20 protein-coding genes are annotated in these 18,966 nt (G+C 37.5%); 6 read left to right on the plus strand and 14 right to left on the minus strand.

Going from position 1 to position 18,966, the window contains the following annotated elements:
- Positions 1 to 33: 33 nt before the first annotated feature.
- Positions 34 to 654 carry a transcriptional repressor LexA gene (gene lexA, locus EGX95_RS16910; protein WP_000413738.1) on the plus strand — a complete coding sequence of 207 codons (621 nt, stop codon included), beginning with the start codon at positions 34 to 36 and terminating at the stop codon, positions 652 to 654.
- 86 nt (positions 655 to 740) lie between these two features.
- On the opposite strand, the gene EGX95_RS16915 is transcribed toward lexA, so the two are convergent.
- The 7 genes from EGX95_RS16915 to hflX form a co-directional block, all read right to left on the minus strand.
- Positions 741 to 1,547: a DUF4097 family beta strand repeat-containing protein gene (locus EGX95_RS16915; RefSeq protein WP_000976112.1), complete on the minus strand. Its 807-nt coding sequence runs from the start codon at positions 1,545 to 1,547 to the stop codon at positions 741 to 743.
- On the minus strand, positions 1,548 to 2,090 hold the full coding sequence (locus tag EGX95_RS16920) for a DUF1700 domain-containing protein (RefSeq protein ID WP_000032399.1): 543 nt from the start codon (positions 2,088 to 2,090) through the stop codon (positions 1,548 to 1,550).
- Positions 2,083 to 2,406 (minus strand): PadR family transcriptional regulator, encoded by a 324-nt coding sequence (locus EGX95_RS16925; protein WP_001102620.1) that lies wholly within the window; start codon positions 2,404 to 2,406, stop codon positions 2,083 to 2,085. The genes EGX95_RS16920 and EGX95_RS16925 overlap by 8 nt, the downstream gene beginning before the upstream one ends.
- Before the next feature lie 377 nt (positions 2,407 to 2,783).
- Entirely contained in the window at positions 2,784 to 4,118 is a 1,335-nt protein-coding gene (gene glnA / locus EGX95_RS16930; protein WP_000135330.1) for a type I glutamate--ammonia ligase, read from the minus strand.
- A 48-nt stretch (positions 4,119 to 4,166) separates the two neighbouring features.
- Positions 4,167 to 4,556 carry a transcriptional repressor GlnR gene (gene glnR / locus EGX95_RS16935; RefSeq protein ID WP_000656783.1) on the minus strand — a complete coding sequence of 130 codons (390 nt, stop codon included), beginning with the start codon at positions 4,554 to 4,556 and terminating at the stop codon, positions 4,167 to 4,169.
- A gap of 175 nt (positions 4,557 to 4,731) precedes the next feature.
- Positions 4,732 to 6,003 (minus strand): methionine gamma-lyase family protein, encoded by a 1,272-nt coding sequence (locus EGX95_RS16940; protein ID WP_000460306.1) that lies wholly within the window; start codon positions 6,001 to 6,003, stop codon positions 4,732 to 4,734.
- Entirely contained in the window at positions 5,996 to 7,270 is a 1,275-nt protein-coding gene (gene hflX, locus EGX95_RS16945) for a GTPase HflX (protein WP_000391389.1), read from the minus strand. The genes EGX95_RS16940 and hflX overlap by 8 nt, the downstream gene beginning before the upstream one ends.
- Positions 7,271 to 7,362: 92 nt before the next feature.
- Between hflX and EGX95_RS16950 the strand changes: the two genes are divergently transcribed.
- Together EGX95_RS16950 and EGX95_RS30930 are read left to right on the plus strand one after the other, a co-directional pair.
- Positions 7,363 to 7,986, plus strand: coding sequence for a trimeric intracellular cation channel family protein (locus EGX95_RS16950; protein WP_123805686.1), 624 nt, complete (start codon positions 7,363 to 7,365; stop codon positions 7,984 to 7,986).
- Between the two features lie 99 nt (positions 7,987 to 8,085).
- Positions 8,086 to 8,220, plus strand: coding sequence for a hypothetical protein (locus EGX95_RS30930; RefSeq protein ID WP_000181496.1), 135 nt, complete (start codon positions 8,086 to 8,088; stop codon positions 8,218 to 8,220).
- 34 nt (positions 8,221 to 8,254) lie between these two features.
- Here EGX95_RS30930 and spoVK read toward each other — a convergent pair whose 3' ends face one another.
- Positions 8,255 to 9,211, minus strand: a complete 957-nt coding sequence (gene spoVK / locus EGX95_RS16955) for a stage V sporulation protein K (protein ID WP_000438181.1) — start codon at positions 9,209 to 9,211, stop codon at positions 8,255 to 8,257.
- Between the two features lie 113 nt (positions 9,212 to 9,324).
- Between spoVK and EGX95_RS16960 the strand changes: the two genes are divergently transcribed.
- Complete coding sequence (locus EGX95_RS16960) at positions 9,325 to 10,290, plus strand: tyrosine-type recombinase/integrase (protein ID WP_000450313.1); 966 nt, start codon at positions 9,325 to 9,327, stop codon at positions 10,288 to 10,290.
- Positions 10,291 to 10,403: 113 nt separating this feature from the next.
- The gene (locus EGX95_RS16965) at positions 10,404 to 12,362 is read left to right on the plus strand and encodes a Gly-Xaa-Xaa repeat protein (protein ID WP_123805688.1); all 1,959 of its coding nucleotides are present in this window, start codon (positions 10,404 to 10,406) and stop codon (positions 12,360 to 12,362) included.
- Positions 12,363 to 12,442: 80 nt separating this feature from the next.
- On the opposite strand, the gene hfq is transcribed toward EGX95_RS16965, so the two are convergent.
- Both hfq and miaA read right to left on the minus strand, forming a co-directional pair.
- A complete protein-coding gene (gene hfq / locus EGX95_RS16970; protein ID WP_000813896.1) occupies positions 12,443 to 12,667 on the minus strand; it encodes an RNA chaperone Hfq in 225 nt (74 codons plus the stop codon).
- A gap of 21 nt (positions 12,668 to 12,688) precedes the next feature.
- Positions 12,689 to 13,642: a tRNA (adenosine(37)-N6)-dimethylallyltransferase MiaA gene (gene miaA, locus EGX95_RS16975; RefSeq protein WP_000504942.1), complete on the minus strand. Its 954-nt coding sequence runs from the start codon at positions 13,640 to 13,642 to the stop codon at positions 12,689 to 12,691.
- Positions 13,643 to 13,823: 181 nt separating this feature from the next.
- Between miaA and EGX95_RS16980 the strand changes: the two genes are divergently transcribed.
- Positions 13,824 to 14,069, plus strand: coding sequence for a hypothetical protein (locus tag EGX95_RS16980; protein ID WP_000814415.1), 246 nt, complete (start codon positions 13,824 to 13,826; stop codon positions 14,067 to 14,069).
- Positions 14,070 to 14,131: 62 nt separating this feature from the next.
- Here EGX95_RS16980 and entD read toward each other — a convergent pair whose 3' ends face one another.
- The 4 genes from entD to EGX95_RS17000 all read right to left on the minus strand — a co-directional run bounded on the left by entD (position 14,132) and on the right by EGX95_RS17000 (position 18,946).
- Entirely contained in the window at positions 14,132 to 15,064 is a 933-nt protein-coding gene (gene entD / locus EGX95_RS16985) for a cell wall-binding protein EntD (RefSeq protein ID WP_000734630.1), read from the minus strand.
- A 348-nt stretch (positions 15,065 to 15,412) separates the two neighbouring features.
- Positions 15,413 to 17,272 carry a PTS fructose transporter subunit IIABC gene (locus EGX95_RS16990; protein WP_000704653.1) on the minus strand — a complete coding sequence of 620 codons (1,860 nt, stop codon included), beginning with the start codon at positions 17,270 to 17,272 and terminating at the stop codon, positions 15,413 to 15,415.
- A gap of 13 nt (positions 17,273 to 17,285) precedes the next feature.
- Positions 17,286 to 18,197: a 1-phosphofructokinase gene (pfkB, locus tag EGX95_RS16995; RefSeq protein WP_000640765.1), complete on the minus strand. Its 912-nt coding sequence runs from the start codon at positions 18,195 to 18,197 to the stop codon at positions 17,286 to 17,288.
- Positions 18,194 to 18,946: a DeoR/GlpR family DNA-binding transcription regulator gene (locus EGX95_RS17000; protein WP_000957267.1), complete on the minus strand. Its 753-nt coding sequence runs from the start codon at positions 18,944 to 18,946 to the stop codon at positions 18,194 to 18,196. Before EGX95_RS17000 ends, pfkB begins: the two co-directional genes overlap by 4 nt.
- Positions 18,947 to 18,966: the final 20 nt, after the last annotated feature.

The following is an 18,966-nucleotide window of genomic DNA, read 5'->3' on the forward strand; positions in this document are numbered from 1 at the left end:
AGAAAAATGAAAGAAAACGAGGTGTTAGAAAACATGGAAAAGTTAACGAAACGCCAGCAAGACATTCTCGACTTTATTAAGCTAAAAGTACAAGAAAAAGGATATCCACCTTCCGTACGTGAAATCGGTCAAGCAGTCGGCCTCGCTTCTAGTTCTACAGTGCACGGACATTTATCAAGATTAGAAGAAAAAGGATACATTCGACGCGATCCAACAAAACCACGTGCAATCGAAATTTTAGGTGAAGACCGAATGGATACAGAAACTCAATCTGTTATTCAAGTTCCAATTGTCGGAAAAGTTACTGCCGGTTTACCAATTACAGCGGTCGAAAGCGTAGAGGAGCACTTCCCTCTTCCAGCTAGCATTGTCGCAGGAGCAGATCAAGTGTTTATGTTACGTATTTCTGGAGATAGTATGATTGAAGCTGGTATTTTCGATGGAGATTTAGTTGTTGTTCGCCAACAACAGTCTGCATATAATGGTGAAATTGTAGTCGCTTTAACAGAAGATAATGAAGCAACTGTTAAACGTTTCTATAAAGAAAAAGACCATTTCCGTCTACAACCGGAAAACTCTTCATTAGAACCTATCATTTTAAAACAAGTGTCAGTTATCGGAAAAGTAATTGGCGTATATCGTGATTTACATTAAGAATATAAAAGAAGATAATTACCTTATTTATATACGGTAATTATCTTCTTTTTTGTATTTTGATAGATTTTCATACATTCTATTTCTTATGAACGTGTTTCAATCGTCACATCGCCCGCGGCTGTTTTACCACTAATCTTTTTACTCCCATTACCAATTGTTACGTTTTTATTTTCTTCATTAAAAATTGTTACATCCCCGGCAGCACTTTGCCCAGTAATTACCGCATCTTGTGGTTTCTCCGATAAAGTAATATCTATATCTCCCGCAGTTGAACTCGCTTCTAGATTATACTTAGAATCATGATCTAGAATATTTATCTCCCCACTGGTCGTTTTTGCGGTCACTTTCCCTATTACTTTTTTAAAGTTCACCTCACCTGCTTTTGTAGACCCCTCCACATTCTTAGCCGTTACATGTTTCAAATCCACTTCTCCAGCAAGTGTTCTAGCACTTACACGGTCACTTTTCACATCACTTATTTCGATTTGTCCAGCAGATGAACTTACTTTTACATCTTGGTAAGAGCGTTCAGGCACAAGGAGAGTCAATGTAGACGTTTGAAACCTAAAATCGTAAAAGGAAAAATCAAATGAAGTACCTTTTTCTCTTTCCCCAATGATTTTTAATGTGTCACCATCTTCAGTAATGCGAATCTCTTGTTTACGAGCATCTCCTGATTGCTTTACATAAAAAGAAGAGTCCGGAGATTTTTGAACAACAATATCCCTGGCATCTAACTTAACTTCTATATTTTTTAATATTTCGTTTTTAATTATATCTTCTTTGTTTCCTTTTTCTGCAGTTTGCACTGCTTTTTCATATGTTTGTGAAATTCCTATTACTCCAATAATGATACAAGCGATCGCCACTAACAATATTTTTTTCATCATCTACTCCCCTTTTATCATTTTGAAGTTCCATATGACATAACGTACACATAACCTTTTAAACCACTTCGTACTATAATAAGCGATAATACATAACAACAAACCTATCCCAACAAATGTTATACTTACGAATACATCTAACCATATAAATGTACCCATAAATACTTTTCCAATAACGAAAAATGGTGTAACTACACTAACAATCCCACCGACCCAAAAAGAGAATATAAAAGCGATAATTGCAACTAACGGGCCTAATACAATAATGAAATTAAACAAACTAAGTCCAATCGCTGCCATGACAGCTCTTGTCACATTTGAAGTTGACGGATCTTTTTTCATTTCATCAAATCGATACATCGCAAGTAATTCTTTTGCAATTACTTTCGGAGAGCCAAGACCCTTTATTATTTCCGATTCAGTTTTCCCCTCTTCTATCCCAAACTGAAAATGCTCTTCATAATCAAATAAAATATCTTTCCTCTCTTCGTCCGGTAACTTTCTAAGATGACTTGATAATTCCTTAAGAAACTGTTCTTTACTCATCCCATTCCACCCCTTCAATAATTTCTTGTACACCTTTCGCAAAATCACGCCACTCTGTTACTAACAAATTCAGTTGCGTTTCCCCTTGCTCAGTTAGTTGATAATATTTACGAGGCGGTCCCTCCGTAGATTCTTTTAAATACGTTTGAAAATATCCTTCTTTCGTTAAACGACGTAATAAAGGGTATACTGACCCTTCCGATATTAAAAATTTATTTGAGATTTGCTGAACAAGTTCATAGCCGTAACAATCCTTACGTTTCACAAGTGCCAGTACACATAGTTCTAACACACCTTTTTTAAACTGAACGTTCAAGGACAATCCCCCTTTCTCATTTCAGTACTGTTCAATACACAGTACCATCCTTATCCATAATATACCACTTAGTATTGTTTATTGCAAGGTACTATATTTTTAAACACTCGAACTTTAGTATGAAACATATCCAATACCGAACACAACATATCATTCAATTTTTTATATCCATAGATATTACGCATGTTACTTTTACTTATCCACCCTTTTGGAACACAAAACAATTCGAATTTCACCACGTTACATTAAAGATATGGAATAGAAATTTAAATACCATCATAATTTTTTCAGACATCTATTCAATTCATTTCAACTAACACCTATATTACCAACAAATAAAAAAGCCCTGATACCGTAGTATCAGGGCTCCTCACCTCTTAGTAAAGAGACATATATTGATCGCGTTCCCATTGGTGAACTTGCGTACGGAAGATATCCCACTCAATTTCTTTCGCTTCGATGAAGTGCTCAAGTAAGTGATCTCCTAATGCGTTACTAATTACTTCGTTAGATTGTAATGTAACTAAAGCTTGCGCTAATGTTGCTGGTAAGTCAACGATACCTGCTTCTTCGCGCTCTTCTTTTGTCATTACGTAGATGTTACGATCTACTGCAGCTGGTGGAGTTAATTTGTTTTTAATTCCATCAAGACCTGCTGCTAATAATGTAGCCATTACTAAATATGGGTTTGCAGCTGGGTCAACACTACGTACTTCTACGCGTGTACTAATACCACGAGATGCAGGGATACGTACTAATGGACTACGGTTTTGTGCAGACCATGCTACGTAACAAGGAGCTTCGTATCCAGGTACTAAACGCTTGTAAGAATTTACAGTTGGGTTTGCTACCGCTGTAAATGCTGGTGCGTGTTTTAAAATACCTGCGATGAAGTGACGAGCATCATCACTTAATTGTAAGTCACCGTTTTGATCATAGAATACGTTCTCACCATTTTTGAATAGTGATAAGTTACAGTGCATACCTGAACCGTTCACACCGTATAATGGTTTTGGCATAAATGTTGCGTGTAAACCGTGTTTACGAGCAATTGTTTTTACAACAAGTTTGAATGTTTGAATGTCATCACATGAACGAATTGCATTTGCATATTTGAAGTCAATTTCGTGCTGCCCTGGAGCAACCTCATGGTGAGACGCTTCAATTTCAAAGCCCATTTCTTCAAGTTCAAGAACGATATCACGACGACAGTTTTCCCCTAGATCCATCGGCGCAAGGTCGAAGTATCCACCGTTATCGTTTAATTCTAATGTTGGATTTCCTTTTTCATCTACTTTGAATAGGAAGAATTCTGGCTCTGGTCCAAGATTAAAATCTGAGAATCCTAAAGCTTCCATTTCTTTTAATACACGTTTTAAATTGTTACGTGGATCTCCTTCAAATGGAGTGCCATCTGCATTGTAAATATCACAGATCAATCGAGCTACTTTACCTTTTTCAGCTGTCCAAGGGAAAATCACCCAAGTATCTAAGTCTGGATATAAGTACATATCAGATTCTTCAATACGTACGAAACCTTCAATAGAAGATCCATCAAACATCATTTTGTTATCAAGAGCTTTTGTTAATTGGCTCACTGGAATTTCTACGTTTTTAATTACCCCTAAAAGGTCCGTAAATTGTAAACGTATATACTTTACATTCTCTTCTTTCGCCAAACGGAAAATATCTTCTTTTGTGTACCTAGCCATTATAAATTCCTCCTTAGTCCCTCTAAACACCTTCAGAATCAGTTCTCTTTAGTGAAAAAACCTTGAAATATCACCTTGTCGCAATGAAGTTCGATTAAATCTACCTGTATGTTGTAGTTCGTCTCGAAGTATTTTGCGAAGCTCAGTTTTTGAAATTTCTTTCGTTTCTTCTTTTACTTTCACTGCTTCTGTTTGATTTTCTTTCATTAGTAACACTTGTTTAATACCAGCCATATTCAAGCCTTGATCTAATAAATCTTTAATCTCTAACAACTTATCTACATCGTTAAATGAAAATAATCTACGATTCCCCTTTGTACGGGTTGGAGAAACAAGATTATGCTCTTCATAGTAGCGAATTTGACGTGCAGATAATTGTGTTAAATCCATAACAATACCAATAGGAAACAGCGGGGCAGAACGTCTATCTTCTTTCATCGTTTCAGTTCCTCCTTCGCCTTAACTGCTTCTCATTTTATACCATGTTATGTTTAATGTCAATAGATGTTAGATTTTCTTACATGATTTTTTTAAAAGTTTTTTCATTCTTTTTTCTAATGAAATAAATCATTACTTTCACGCGAAAAAAGCTGTCGAAATCGACAGCTTCCCTTTAAGAAATTGTTAATAATTCTTTTTCAATTAATGCATCAATTGCAGAACAAATCGCAATCTTCACATGCGAATAAGTTAGCCCACCTTGTACGTAAGCAACATAAGGCGGACGAATTGGACCATCAGCCGACAATTCAATACTTGCACCTTGAATAAACGTTCCCGCAGCCATAATTACATCATCTTCATACCCCGGCATATAGTTGGCATATGGAGTGAAGTGAGAGTTAATCGGAGATGCATATTGAATTGCTTGGCAGAATGCAATCATGCGATCTTTGTCATCAAATTGAACAGATTGAATTAAATCTGTTCTTGGTGCATTCCACGCTGGTGATGTATTCATTCCTAACTTTTCTAAAAATGCAGCTGTAAAAATCGCACCTTTTAGCGCTTGTCCTGCTACATGCGGCGCTAAGAAGAAACCTTGATACATTTCTTGCAGACTGTATAAAGATGCCCCTGCTTCCGCACCGATTCCTGGAGATGTTAAACGATAGGCGCACGCTTCAACATACTGTTCTTTACCAACAATATAACCACCAGTTTTAACAATTCCCCCGCCCGGGTTTTTAATAAGCGAACCTGCCATTAAATCTGCACCAACATGACATGGCTCTTGTTCTTCAATAAACTCGCCATAACAGTTATCTACAAACACGACAACATCCGGTTTAATTTCTTTAACAAACGCTATCATTTCTTTAATTTGAGAAATAGTAAAAGACGGACGAGTAGCATAACCTTTTGAGCGCTGAATACCGATCATTTTCGTATTACTATGAATGGCAGCCGCAACAGCTCCTAAATCAACAAGCCCCTCTTCAGTAAGCGGAACTGCATTATAACTAATATTATATTCTTTGAATGATCCTACACCTTTTCCGCGTACACCAACGATTTCTTCTAACGTATCATACGGCTTACCAGTGATGTACAATAACTCATCTCCTGGACGTAAAATACCGAATAGCGCTGTAGAAATAGCGTGAGTACCTGAAATAATTTGCGGACGAACAAGACCAGCTTCCGCTCCAAATACATCCGCATACACTTTCTCTAACGTATCACGACCAATATCGTCATAACCGTAACCTGTCGTTGGAATAAAATGTGAATCGCTAATTTTATGTTTACGAAAACTTTCTAACACACGAAACTGATTACTTTCAATTACTTCATCCGCACGTTTATGTACTTCTGTAATTTGGCTCTCTACTTCTTTTACGATTGGAGCAATTTTTTCTCCATTTTTCAAACGATCAAACATTTTTATTTTCTCCTTCTTCCACTAAAAATCTCTTTAATTGTACATTAAGCGATGAATGAGCAAAAATATACCCCGCGCAATCATATACAAATTTATCTTCCAAAAACTCCATTTTTGTTAATAGCGTCTCCGTCTTTAATAGAGTTAATAACTTACCTTCACTCGGAGGAATCTCCACTTGATAACGATTCATTTCTTCCTTCATTTTCGTTTCTATCGCTTCTTTTATATGTAATAGATCCTTTTCTTCAAAAGCACTAGTCATTAAGAAGTCATTTTTCGGAAACGGAATAAAGTTTTGATGTAATTCATCTTTTTTATTATATAACGTAATAATAGGAATATGATTTATTTCGAGTTCTGACAATAATTGTTTTACTGTTTTCTCATGCCCTACATAATTAGGATCTGCAGAATCCACAACATGTAAAATAACATCCGCTTCACCAGCTTCTTCTAATGTCGAACGGAATGCAGCAATTAATGACGTAGGTAAATCTTGTATAAAACCAACTGTATCAGTTAGTAATACTGTATAACCAGAAGGTAGCGGCATCTTCCTTGTTGTCGGGTCTAGTGTTGCAAACAACAAGTTTTCTTCAAACGTATCAGCTTCCGTTAATCTATTAAACAGTGTAGATTTTCCCGCATTCGTATATCCTATTAACGAAACTTGAAATACTTTATTATCTTTTCTTCTCTCACGATATCTTTTTCGATGTTCCACAACAACTGCAAGTTGCTTCTTTATTTCATCAACGCGCGCTCGAATATGACGACGATCAGTCTCAAGTTTCGTTTCACCTGGCCCTCTCGTTCCAATACCACCACCAAGACGTGATAAAGACAATCCTTGCCCCATAAGACGCGGCATTGTATATTGCAACTGAGCTAATTCTACTTGAAGCTTCCCTTCTCTCGACTTCGCACGTTGCGCAAAAATATCTAATATGAGTTGCGTTCGATCAATTACCCTCGCATCTAATACTGCGGATAAATTCCGAATTTGACTCGGTGTTAATTCGTTATTAAATACGATAACATCCGGTTCTAGTTCTTCAGTTAACATTGTAAGCTCTTCTAATTTACCTTTACCTATATAAGTCGCCGGATGAAACTTCGGTCGTTTTTGCGTTGTAGACACTAACAATTCTGCTCGTGCAGTTTTCGCTAATGATGCAAGTTCTTTCATGGAATGCATAAATTTTTCATCATCATCTTGCGGCAATTGACAGCCCACTAATATGACTTTCTCTTTTTCTTCCATCAAATATGTTCACTCATCCTTTTCGAAATTTAAACCTTCTAATATAATAGCAGAGGAAGCACATTTCATCTAGTTAGCGGGGGAGAAAATTCATGGCATGGGAGATTTTTAGCATCATAGGCACAATTGCTTTCGCATTAAGCGGGGCTATTGTTGCAATGGAAGAGGATTATGATATTTTCGGGGTGTATATTTTAGGAATGGCAACCGCATTTTGGGGAGGTGCCCTTCGTAATTTATTAATCGGTTATCCGATTGTCGCGTTTTGGCAACAAGACATGTTATTCCAAATCGCACTTTTATCAATGACGATTATTTTTCTTTTTCCAAATAAATTAATTAGACACTGGAAAAAGTGGGAAAACATCACTGATGCTATCGGCTTATCAGCATTTGCCGTACAAGGGGCATTATACGCTCAAAAATTAAATTTACCAATTAGCGCTACAATCGTAGCAGCCGTTTTAACTGGCATTGGAGGCGGTATTATCCGCGATCTTTTAGCCCGTAGAAAACCTCTCGTTCTTCGAGCTGATGTATATGCTTTTTGGACGATTCTGGCAGGTTTCTTAATCGGCGCTCAAATTATTGTTAGCGATTGGGCTCTATACACCTTATTCATTTTAATTGTTTGCTTCCGCATGGTTTCTATTCATTACAAATGGCATTTACCGCATAGACGCATCGACACAAACGAACGTTCAATGCATAAATAGCAATCCAGCCTCTTTACAAATCGTAAAGGGGTTTTTCTTTTCTAATGAGTTTTTCTTTACAGAATGTTTATACTAATCCTCAAAGCGAGGTGAATACAAATGACAAACCATGTGAATAAAGGGGCTCAAAAAAGCTCAGTAGGTCAAATTGGACACGACCCTAATTCCGCACACGAAAAAAGTGCTAAAATGGAACGATTCCATAAATCTTATCAAGAAAAAGCAAAAAAATAATAGAAGCACTTATACAGAAAAACAGACGCACAGCTTACGTACTGTGCGTCTCCTCTTCAAGCATCAAATCACTGCTTGATATTCCAATCAAATCATATTTATCATACGCATCCTCTTGTAACAACCGCATAGCTTGTGTACGAATCGATTTTTCAACAATATTCCGGACGTATCGTCCATTACTAAAGGATGTAATTTGCGATGAGTACTTTACAGCATGTAAATGATCTCTAAATTTCCATTCAGCCTCTTTCGATAACTGATATTCACGTTCTTCATACATCCTCTTCCCTATTTCTAACAGCTGATTTACTGAGTAATCCGCAAACTCAATTATAAACGGAAAACGAGATTGCAGTCCTGGATTCAATGAAAGAAAGTGATTCATCTCTCTGGAATATCCAGCTAAAATCAATACAAAACCGTGTTGTTTATCTTCCATATGTTTTACGAGCGTATCAATTGCTTCTTTTCCAAAATCTTTTTCTCCCCCTCGTGCTAATGAATAAGCCTCATCAATAAACAAAATTCCCCCCATTGCTTTTTTTATTAAATCTCTTGTTTTTTGAGCCGTATGACCGATGTACTCTCCTACAAGATCTGCACGTTCAGCTTCAACTAAGTGCCCTTTTGATAGAATATTCATCTCAAATAACAATTTTCCTATCATTCTAGCAACAGTTGTCTTCCCTGTACCCGGATTGCCTTTAAACAACATATGGAGTACTTGCTTCTCAGACTTCAATCCTATTTCTTGTCTTTTTTTATTCACATAAATCCAAGCATATATTTCTTTTATTATCTTTTTTATATCATCCATCCCAACGAGTTTTCCCATCTCTTCTTCAATTCTTTGCAGCATCTCATGTTTCGTAGTAGTTTCATTTGAAATTACTGTTTTATTTTCTGCAGCCGGTAAAGAAATTTTCTTTCGATGATTTAACACAATGTTAATTTGATTATTATTTTTCTTTCGCATCGATTGTTCCATACAATCACCTCATTTTATCCACTCACCAAATATTATTATTCTTGTCTCCTTTGCAAATGACTATTTTCAGAAAAGTTTGCTATAATAAAAGAAATAATGAAGGTGGTGGGACTATGGAGACAACGGAATTCCATGATACAATACAAGCCTTTTCTATTTTTTTATTGAATAAAGGCCGAAAACCTTCAACCATTAAACGTTATGTTTATGACATTGAAGATTTCGGACATTGGTTAGAAAAAAACAAAAAGCTCCCTTCCAGTAATATATGGGCTACACTTTGTACAAAAGACTACGAAGATTACTTTTCCGACTTAAAAAAGAATCGACATTACTCAGAGAAAACGATGCACCGTGTATTCATTGTATTAAATCGAATGCATCACTTTCTAAATATTCCCAACCCATTAAAGAACATGGAAATTTCTATTCAACCAGACCGCACACTCCGCAATGAAGATTTCATTTCATCTGATGAAGAAAAAAGATTAAAACATATAGTCACTTCATTAGAAGGACTTTCAGAAAAACAACGTCCTGTACGCCCTTTATTGATGGATCGTAATATCGCTATTTTAAATTTATTAATTGACTATGGATTATCCTTACAGGAACTTACAGCATTAACTATGCATCACGTCCACTTTGAAACTAACACATTATCTATACCTGCAACCGCAGGAGTAGAAAGAACAATTACTTTAACTAGCGAAGACAAAAAACAACTATATACTTATTACAAAAGCATCCCCGAACCCGTTCGTCCAAAATATCATAGTAATGACCCATTATTTGTCGCATTCGATTTTAATCGCGGAACATATAGATGGGTATACGAAAATGATGCACCGAAGGGATTAACAGAAATCGCTATCCAAAAAATGATTCGCCTTGAAGTATCCAGAGCTAATTTACGCAAAGGAATCTCAGGACAACACTTTCGTAACACCTATATTTTAAACTTAATAAAAAAAGAAACTCCGGAGTCAGAAATTATAAAGCTAGCTGGCTTCAAATCAAAGATTTCACTAAAACGATATTATCAATACGCAGAAAATAGAAAAAACGCCTTATTATAAGGCGTTTTTTCTATTTTTTCTTCAAACAAACGATTTTACTATGACCATTTAACTAATTTTTGCATCTACTATGATGAGTTTCGTTCATATCCTCATTAGAAAGGAGAGATTTAATGTCTCATTATAACGACAGTCAGAACAAATTCTCCAAACCATGCTTTCCAAGTAGCGCTGGACGAATTCCAAATACTCCATCAATCCCAGTTACTAAGGCACAACTTAGAACATTCCGCGCAATCATTATCGATTTAACAAAAATAATCCCAAAACTTTTCGCAAATCCATCTCCCCAAAATATTGAAGATCTAATTGATACATTGAACCTACTAAGTAAATTTATTTGTTCACTAGATGCTACTTCCTCCCTGAAAGCACAAGGGTTAGCTATTATTAAAAACTTAATAACTATATTAAAAAATCCAACTTTCGTAGCAAGCGCTGTATTTATCGAGCTTCAAAATCTAATTAACTATTTACTATCCATTACAAAACTATTCCGAATTGACCCTTGCACACTTCAAGAGCTTCTTAAATTAATCGCAGCATTACAAACCGCTCTAGTTAATTCTGCTTCATTCATTCAAGGACCTACTGGACCTACTGGGCCAGCAGGGGCTACCGGTGCTACTGGCGCTACCGGACCTCGGGGTAATACGGGGGCTACTGGTGCTACTGGACCTCAAGGTAATACGGGGGCTACTGGTGCTACCGGACCTCGAGGTAACACGGGCGCTACTGGTGCCACTGGACCTCAAGGTAACACGGGCGCTACTGGTGCCACTGGATCTCAAGGTAACACGGGCGCTACTGGTGCCACTGGACCTCGAGGTAACACGGGCGCTACTGGCGCCACTGGACCTCAAGGTAACACGGGCGCTACTGGCGCCACTGGACCTCAAGGTAACACGGGTGCTACTGGTGCCACTGGATCTCAAGGTAACACGGGTGCTACTGGTGCCACTGGACCTCGAGGTAACACGGGCGCTACTGGTGCCACTGGACCTCAAGGTAACACGGGCGCTACTGGTGCCACTGGACCTCAAGGTAACACGGGCGCTACTGGTGCCACTGGATCTCAAGGTAACACGGGTGCTACTGGTGCCACTGGATCTCAAGGTAACACGGGTGCTACTGGTGCCACTGGACCTCAAGGTGTTCAAGGGCCAACGGGTGCTACTGGTATAGGAGTTACCGGACCTACTGGACCTTCTGGTGGGCCTCCTGGACCTACTGGACCTCAGGGACCTCAAGGTATTCAAGGACCGGCGGGTGCTACTGGTGCCACTGGGCCTCAAGGCGTTCAAGGACCGGCGGGTGCTACTGGTGCCACTGGGCCTCAAGGCGTTCAAGGACCGGCGGGTGCTACTGGTGCCACTGGGCCTCAAGGCGTTCAAGGACCGGCGGGTGCTACTGGTGCCACTGGGCCTCAAGGCGTTCAAGGACCGGCAGGTGCTACTGGTGCCACTGGACCTCAAGGTGCTCAAGGACCGGCGGGTGCTACTGGTGCCACTGGGCCTCAAGGCGTTCAAGGACCGGCAGGTGCTACTGGTGCCACTGGACCTCAAGGTGCTCAAGGACCGGCGGGTGCTACTGGTGCCACTGGGCCTCAAGGCGTTCAAGGGCCAACGGGCGCTACTGGTATAGGAGTTACCGGACCTACTGGGCCTACTGGACCTAGCTTCCCTATAGCAACAATTGTTGTAACAAACAACATTCAACAAACAGTACTACAATTTAATAACTTTATCTTCAGTACTGCAATTAACGTAAATAATATTATCTTTAATGGCACAGACACAGTTACAGTTATCAACGGTGGTATTTATGTAATTAGCGTATCCATCTCTACAACTGCACCAGGATGTGCGCCACTCGGAGTAGGAATTTCAATAAATGGAGCAGTCGCAACTGACAACTTCTCTTCAAATTTAATAGGCGACTCACTTTCATTTACTACAATCGAAACATTAGCTGCAGGAGCAAACATTTCTGTCCAATCTACTCTTAACGAGATTACGATCCCTGCAACAGGAAACACTAACATTCGTCTAACTGTATTTAGAATCGCTTAAATTTCACTATTTATTGTTTATAGCAAATAAAAAAAGAGCGAGAAATTTCGCTCTTTTTTGTTATGTACAATAATTCATTACTATTCTAATTCAATTGAAACATTTTTTTGTGGTACAAATGTAGAAATTGCATGTTTATAAATAAGCTGTTGCTTACCTTCTGTTTCCAGTAGGACTGTAAAATTATCAAATCCTTTAATTAATCCACGAAGCTGGAAACCATTTAATAAGTACAGCGTAACAAACGTATTCTCTTTACGGAGTTGATTTAAAAACTGATCTTGAATATTGATTGATTGCTTCATGTCGAATCCTCCTCTTTTTCTCTACTTACTATTATTCGACTTTCGTTGTAGCTTTCCTTCTATGTATCGTAAAATTTCTGACGTTTTTTCACCGTCTGTAACATCAAACCATGTGACATCCATCTTATTACGGAACCACGTTAATTGACGTTTTGCATAACGACGTGAATTCGTCTTTAATTGTGATACCGCTTCTTCTAAAGAGACACGATCCTCAAAATAATCATATATCTCTTTATACCCAATCGCTTGAATAGATTGACAATCTCGTATCCCTCGATTATACAACCCTTCTACTTCTTCTAATAAACCTTGGTCCATCATTATATCAACTCGTAAGTTAATGCGATCGTATAGCATTTCACGATCCATTGTCAAGCCAATTAAGGAAACATCGTATAATAACTCGTTTTCTTGTTTTTCAAGTTGATCACTCATTTTTTCACCCGTCGTGTGGAAAATTTCTAACGCCCTAATGACACGGCGTACATTATTTGCATGAATACGCTCAGCGCTTTCTGGGTCTACTTCCTGTAATTTCTTATGTACATATTCCACACCACGTTCTAATGCTAACTTTTCCATTTGTTCTCGGTATATAGCATCACCAGCATCATCCGTAAACTGATAATCGAATAAAACAGATTGTATATACAGACCAGTTCCACCAACGATAATCGGCAATTTACCACGCTCTGTAATCTCGCGAATATGCTTACGAACACGTTCTTGAAATTCGGCAACCGAAAATGATTCTTCCGGATTTTTTATATCAACCATATAATGTGGAATTCCGTCCATCTCTTCTTTCGTCACCTTTGCGGTTCCAATATCCATCGTACGATAAATCTGCATGGAATCTCCACTTATAATTTCACCATTTAACGCTTTGGCAAGATCAATACTTAACTTCGTCTTCCCAACAGCAGTTGGTCCAATGATGACAGCAACTTTTTCACGTTGCACTTCTCCCATATCATTCAACTCTCTTTATGTAATGTACTCCATCTATTGATTATATCCAATCTTACCAATTTTAACGGCATGATTGCAAGTTCTTTCATTACGGTACATGAAATTATAAATAAAAAAGAACATAGTTTGTCCAATTCCGCATATACATGATTAAAAATACCTTCGAGAGGATGAGTTAACTATGAAACAATCCACTATCAATTTTTCATCTTTGACAAAAGACCTCATTTTAGCTACTGCTACAAAAGAACACAATTGTTCACAAGAAGAATTATACTTCGCCTTAAATTGTTTACTACGTTCTTTTCATTCTGCTCTCCAAGAAACAACATTACATCTAGAAAATAAAGATACAGAGTATATACAAAACCAATTTTGCAGCGCATATAAAATTATTACAGGTAAAACTATTTATCCTTTTCAATAATCCATAAAAGGCGATTGCTTACATACTTTCAAGCAACCGCCTTTTATATTAATACATATATACTACTCTATAACTTTCACTTTTACAGATTTGCGCCCCCAGCTATTCGCACTACCATCTGAGCCAACTAAAACATCAATACGATTTCCTTTAATCGCACCACCAGTATCTCCAGCAATCGCTTCTCCATATCCTTCTACCCATACTTTTGATCCAAGTGGAATTACTTTAGGATCAACAGCAATTACTTTCATATTTGGATTCGCTGTTAAGTCATGCCCCATTGCAGTTAATACACGACCACCATACGAACCATTCTCACTTGGATCTGCTGTATACGCTGTCGCTTCTACCGTTATTTCACGTCCACTAGTCGGTGCACTTGTTTCATTAGATTTCGCAACTTGTTTCGTAGTTGACTGCTGTTTTGCCACTGATTTACTTGATTCTACATTCTTAACAGACTCTTTGTTCTTAACTACTTTATTATTTTTAACCGGCGTATTTACTTTTACCGGTACTTCTTCTTGCGTTACAACTTCTTTCTTCTCAATTACAGGTGCCGTCCCTGTTAAAAATGGCACGTGAACATATCCTGTTTTTCCATTGTAGTCAAATTGTAGCCATTCATTTTGAACTTGATTTGTCGTTTCAATTACATCGTCTTTATTCAATTTACCAAGAATTTCAGAGTCAGTATTCGCTCCAGCGCGAACATTTAACACACCCGCCGTTACATAATATGTACTTTTTGTAAATTCAGCACTTACAAAAGCTTCTTGACCATTTAATTTAATTTTTGTCCATCCGTTTTCTGTATTTACAACATCTAATTTATTTCCACTTAACATTTTACCTACAAGCTTAGACTCTACAGTTGGGTTTTCTCTAACATTTAATACGTCTGTTGTTACAATCGTTTCCGCTTTCGCAGAACCTGCAAAAATCCCAAGACCAAAAACTGCCGCCGTTGCTATACCTAATAATTTTTTCATGAATAGCCTCCATTTGCTTTGTTTTCGTATTTTTATTATAGCAACGGATTTTTAAGATTTTTAGAAAACACACAATTACAAACCATTCGTAATATACGATTAATGAGCTGTAACATAAATTTCCATATTAATGAATTACATTTCCAATAGAATTCCCAATAGTTTTCATATATTTTCCACATACAAGCACCAGAATTTTTTTCCAGAAAAAATTACAGTATTACTTTTTTGTTACAAAAAAATCATATTTCATTACATCTTTTACCAAAATTCATCATTCTCCAATTATCAACCTCCTTTTTTGTAATAAAAAGGAGCAGCTAATAAAAGCTACTCCCTTTACACGTATTATTTAACTTTCTTTTTCCAAATTCCCATCATAAGAGCAGAAACAACTGCCCCTATCAATATCGAGAAAATATATAACACTGGTTTATTTACTAAAGCGATAACAAACAATCCACCATGCGGTGCTGGTAATGTAATTTGGAATAACATTGATAATGCACCTGCAATACTTGAACCGACAACACAACTGACAATTACCCGAACCGGATCTGCTGCTGCAAATGGAATCGCACCTTCTGTAATAAACGATGCCCCCATAATATAATTTGTTAAACCAGACTTACGTTCCGCTTCTGTAAACTTCGATTTAAAGAAGGTAGTTGCTAACGCAATTGCAAGCGGTGGCACCATACCACCAGCCATAACCGCTGAATGCACTCCAAAGTTCTTCGCTTCTATCGCAGCAATACCAAACGTAAATGCTGCTTTATTAATTGGACCACCCATATCAATTGCCATCATCGCACCTAAAATAAGACCTAGTAATATAGCATTTGTACCGTTCAAACCATTTAACCATCCTGTTAACATTTCATTCAATGCTACTACAGGCGGAATTACTACTTTTTGCATAACAACTCCTGTAATCAATAATCCAAAGACTGGATATAACAAAACAGGCTTAATTCCTTCTAACTGTACTGGTAACCCTGAAAATAATTTTTTCAATCCTAAAACAACATATCCGGCTAAGAAACCAGCAATTAATCCACCTAAAAATCCAGCATTCGCATGTGCCGCTAAAAATCCTCCGACAACACCAGGCATAAAACCAGGACGATCAGCAATAGAACTAGCAATAAATCCTGCTAAAATTGGTACAAGGAATAAAAATGCCCCTGTTCCCCCTCCTCCAATAGACATGAACAATTCAGCTAAAGGACCTTCTGCTTTTATACCACCAAACGAAAACGCTAGCGCAATTAAAATCCCGCCACCAACAACGAATGGAAGCATATTACTTACGCCGTTCATTAAATGCTTATAAATTCCTAATCCATTTTCTTTCTCCGTATTTTCTGCCTTTCCATCCTCTTTTACACCTTTAAAGATTGGTGCATCTTGTTTTACAGCCCGATTAAGAAGCGTCTCCGTTTTTCTAATCCCGTCAGCGACTGGCACTTGAATAACATGTTTACCAGCAAAACGATTCATTTCTACTTGTTTATCTGCCGCAACAATTATAGCTGTTGCGCGTTCAATATCCTCTTTCGTTAAACCGTTTTTTATACCTGTTGATCCGTTCGTTTCAACTTTAATTGCAATTCCTAGCTCTGCTGCTTTTGCTTTCAAGCTATCCGCGGCCATATATGTGTGAGCGATTCCAGTCGGGCAAGCTGTAACAGCTAATACGTACGGTTCATTCCCTTCTGGTTTTGCAACTTCAACCTCTTCTTCTTCTTTTTCATTTTCTTTTTCATCAAATAAACGAAGAAGTTCTTCTTCATCCTTCGCTTCTAACAATTGCTTACGAAACCCTTCATCCATTAATAGTGTAGATAGGCGTGATAACGTTTCTAAATGCGTATTATTCGCCCCTTCACTTGCAGCAATCATAAAAAATAAATGCGCAGGTTGTCCGTCAAGCGATTCATAGTTGATACCGCTTACACTTCTACCAAAACAAATCGCTGGTTGCTTAACAGCTTTTGTTTTCGCATGAGGTATAGCAATCCCTTCACCAATGCCGGTTGTACTTTGTGACTCCCGCTTTAAAATAGCTTCTTTAAATTCAGCTTTGCTATTTAAACGATTTGCCCCGTTTAATTTCTCAACTAACTCATCTATGACAACTTCTTTATTTGAAGCTGTCAAATTCATAATAACTGTATCCCTTTTTAATAGTTCTGTAATTTTCATATGTTGCTTCCCCCTATCGCTTAGTTACAATTACTTGCGACAATAATTCTTCTACTTTTTCCTTTTCACATAAATCGGCTGAAAATGCTGTTGCACTCCCTGTTGCAACGCCATATTGAAATGCCTTTTCAATATCTTTTGTCTGTTCATATCTTCCAACAAATCCCGCAACGAGAGAATCTCCAGCCCCAACCGAATTAATTACAACACCTTTTGGAATAGTTGCTTCATATATACCTTCTGCCGTAAATAATAAAGCCCCATCTCCGGCCATTGATACGATAACATGCTCTACACCTTGTTCAATTAATTTTCTTCCATACGGTAAAATATCTTCTGCTGTTGAAATTTCTACTCCAAATAACTCACCAAGTTCATGATGATTTGGTTTTATTAAAAATGGTTTATTTTTAACTACATGCTGTAAGGCACTACCACTTGCATCTACTACTACACGAATGCCTTTTTCAGCTCCGAACGCTGCGATTGATTCATAAAAAGTAGTTGGAATAGACGCTGGTACACTTCCAGCTAGTACAACACAATCTCCCTTTTGCATACTTTCAATTTGTTTCATTAATTGTTCAAATTGTTCCTTAGTCACACTAGGTCCTTGCCCATTTAATTCTGTTTCTTCTTTCCCTTTTATTTTCACATTAATTCGAGTATCTTCATTTACTTGGATAAAGTTTGTTGTTACACCTTCCGCCTGTAATACATCTTTAATAAATCGACCGGTAAATCCACCAGTAAATCCTAGCGCTACATTTTCAACACCTAAACGATGAAGAACGCGAGAAACATTAATTCCTTTTCCTCCAGGAAACTTCATATCTTTTTCTGCTCGATTTACTGCGCCTAACTCTAAGGAATTAACTTGTACTATATAATCAATAGATGGGTTTAAAGTTACTGTATAGATCATTGTTTATCAGCCTCAATTACATTGGTTTGTCTTTTATATTTTTCTAAATCAATTTCTAAATGGTTTGTAATAATATTCGCCTCTTCCACATTGGCAATTTTCGCAAACGCAACTTCCGAAAACTTACTTTCATCAATTAAGAAATATCCTTCATTTGCTAATGTTAATGCCATTTGCTTTAAAAGTGCCTCTTCCGGATCTGGTGTTGTAAAACCAAGTTGTTCATGTGCACCATTCGCTCCTAAAAAACATTTATCAAAACGATACTTCTGCATGCTTTCCTGTGCCATAGCACCGATTAAAGCTTTCGTCCTACTCTTCATCATTCCGCCTAGTAAATATGCACGAATATTATTTTCAACTAAAGCTTCAATATGCATAAGTCCATTCGTAACGACAGTAACATCCTTATTTATTAAAAATGGAATCATTTCAAATGTTGTACTTCCTGCATCTAAATAAATGCAATCACCTTGTTCCACAACGCTAGCCGCATACTTCGCAATTTGTTGTTTTATTTGAATGTTTTTGGATGATTTTTCAACCATCGTCGGCTCCTGTCCTTTTCCTGTTAAAACAGCTGCACCACCGTGAACTCTTTTTAATAACCGTTGTTTTTCCAATTGCGCTAAATCACGACGAATTGTTGATTCAGAGCTCGCTGTTCTTTCCACTAATTGCTGTAATTTAACAACCTTCTGCTCTTTTACAAGTTGCAATATCATTTGATGACGTTCAGGAGTTAACATTTTATTCACCTCTTCTTTGA

Source organism: Bacillus sp. FDAARGOS_527, from assembly GCF_003812125.1.
GTDB lineage: Bacteria > Bacillota > Bacilli > Bacillales > Bacillaceae_G > Bacillus_A > Bacillus_A paranthracis.

Excerpts from the sequence above, each read along its gene's own strand:
- hflX (WP_000391389.1), bottom strand. The coding sequence starts at position 7,270 with ATGGAAGAAAAAGAGAAAGTCATATTAGTGGGCTGTCAATTGCCGCAA.
- EGX95_RS17000 (WP_000957267.1), bottom strand. The coding sequence starts at position 18,946 with ATGTTAACTCCTGAACGTCATCAAATGATATTGCAACTTGTAAAAGAG.
- EGX95_RS30930 (WP_000181496.1), top strand. The coding sequence starts at position 8,086 with ATGACAAACCATGTGAATAAAGGGGCTCAAAAAAGCTCAGTAGGTCAA.
- hfq (WP_000813896.1), bottom strand. The coding sequence starts at position 12,667 with ATGAAGCAATCAATCAATATTCAAGATCAGTTTTTAAATCAACTCCGT.
- EGX95_RS16920 (WP_000032399.1), bottom strand. The coding sequence starts at position 2,090 with ATGAGTAAAGAACAGTTTCTTAAGGAATTATCAAGTCATCTTAGAAAG.
- glnR (WP_000656783.1), bottom strand. The coding sequence starts at position 4,556 with ATGAAAGAAGATAGACGTTCTGCCCCGCTGTTTCCTATTGGTATTGTT.
- spoVK (WP_000438181.1), bottom strand. The coding sequence starts at position 9,211 with ATGGAACAATCGATGCGAAAGAAAAATAATAATCAAATTAACATTGTG.
- EGX95_RS16990 (WP_000704653.1), bottom strand. The coding sequence starts at position 17,272 with ATGAAAATTACAGAACTATTAAAAAGGGATACAGTTATTATGAATTTG.
- EGX95_RS16960 (WP_000450313.1), top strand. The coding sequence starts at position 9,325 with ATGGAGACAACGGAATTCCATGATACAATACAAGCCTTTTCTATTTTT.
- EGX95_RS16915 (WP_000976112.1), bottom strand. The coding sequence starts at position 1,547 with ATGATGAAAAAAATATTGTTAGTGGCGATCGCTTGTATCATTATTGGA.
- EGX95_RS16980 (WP_000814415.1), top strand. The coding sequence starts at position 13,824 with ATGAAACAATCCACTATCAATTTTTCATCTTTGACAAAAGACCTCATT.
- EGX95_RS16965 (WP_123805688.1), top strand. The coding sequence starts at position 10,404 with ATGTCTCATTATAACGACAGTCAGAACAAATTCTCCAAACCATGCTTT.
- entD (WP_000734630.1), bottom strand. The coding sequence starts at position 15,064 with ATGAAAAAATTATTAGGTATAGCAACGGCGGCAGTTTTTGGTCTTGGG.
- glnA (WP_000135330.1), bottom strand. The coding sequence starts at position 4,118 with ATGGCTAGGTACACAAAAGAAGATATTTTCCGTTTGGCGAAAGAAGAG.
- EGX95_RS16950 (WP_123805686.1), top strand. The coding sequence starts at position 7,363 with ATGGCATGGGAGATTTTTAGCATCATAGGCACAATTGCTTTCGCATTA.
- pfkB (WP_000640765.1), bottom strand. The coding sequence starts at position 18,197 with ATGATCTATACAGTAACTTTAAACCCATCTATTGATTATATAGTACAA.
- lexA (WP_000413738.1), top strand. The coding sequence starts at position 34 with ATGGAAAAGTTAACGAAACGCCAGCAAGACATTCTCGACTTTATTAAG.
- miaA (WP_000504942.1), bottom strand. The coding sequence starts at position 13,642 with ATGGGAGAAGTGCAACGTGAAAAAGTTGCTGTCATCATTGGACCAACT.
- EGX95_RS16940 (WP_000460306.1), bottom strand. The coding sequence starts at position 6,003 with ATGTTTGATCGTTTGAAAAATGGAGAAAAAATTGCTCCAATCGTAAAA.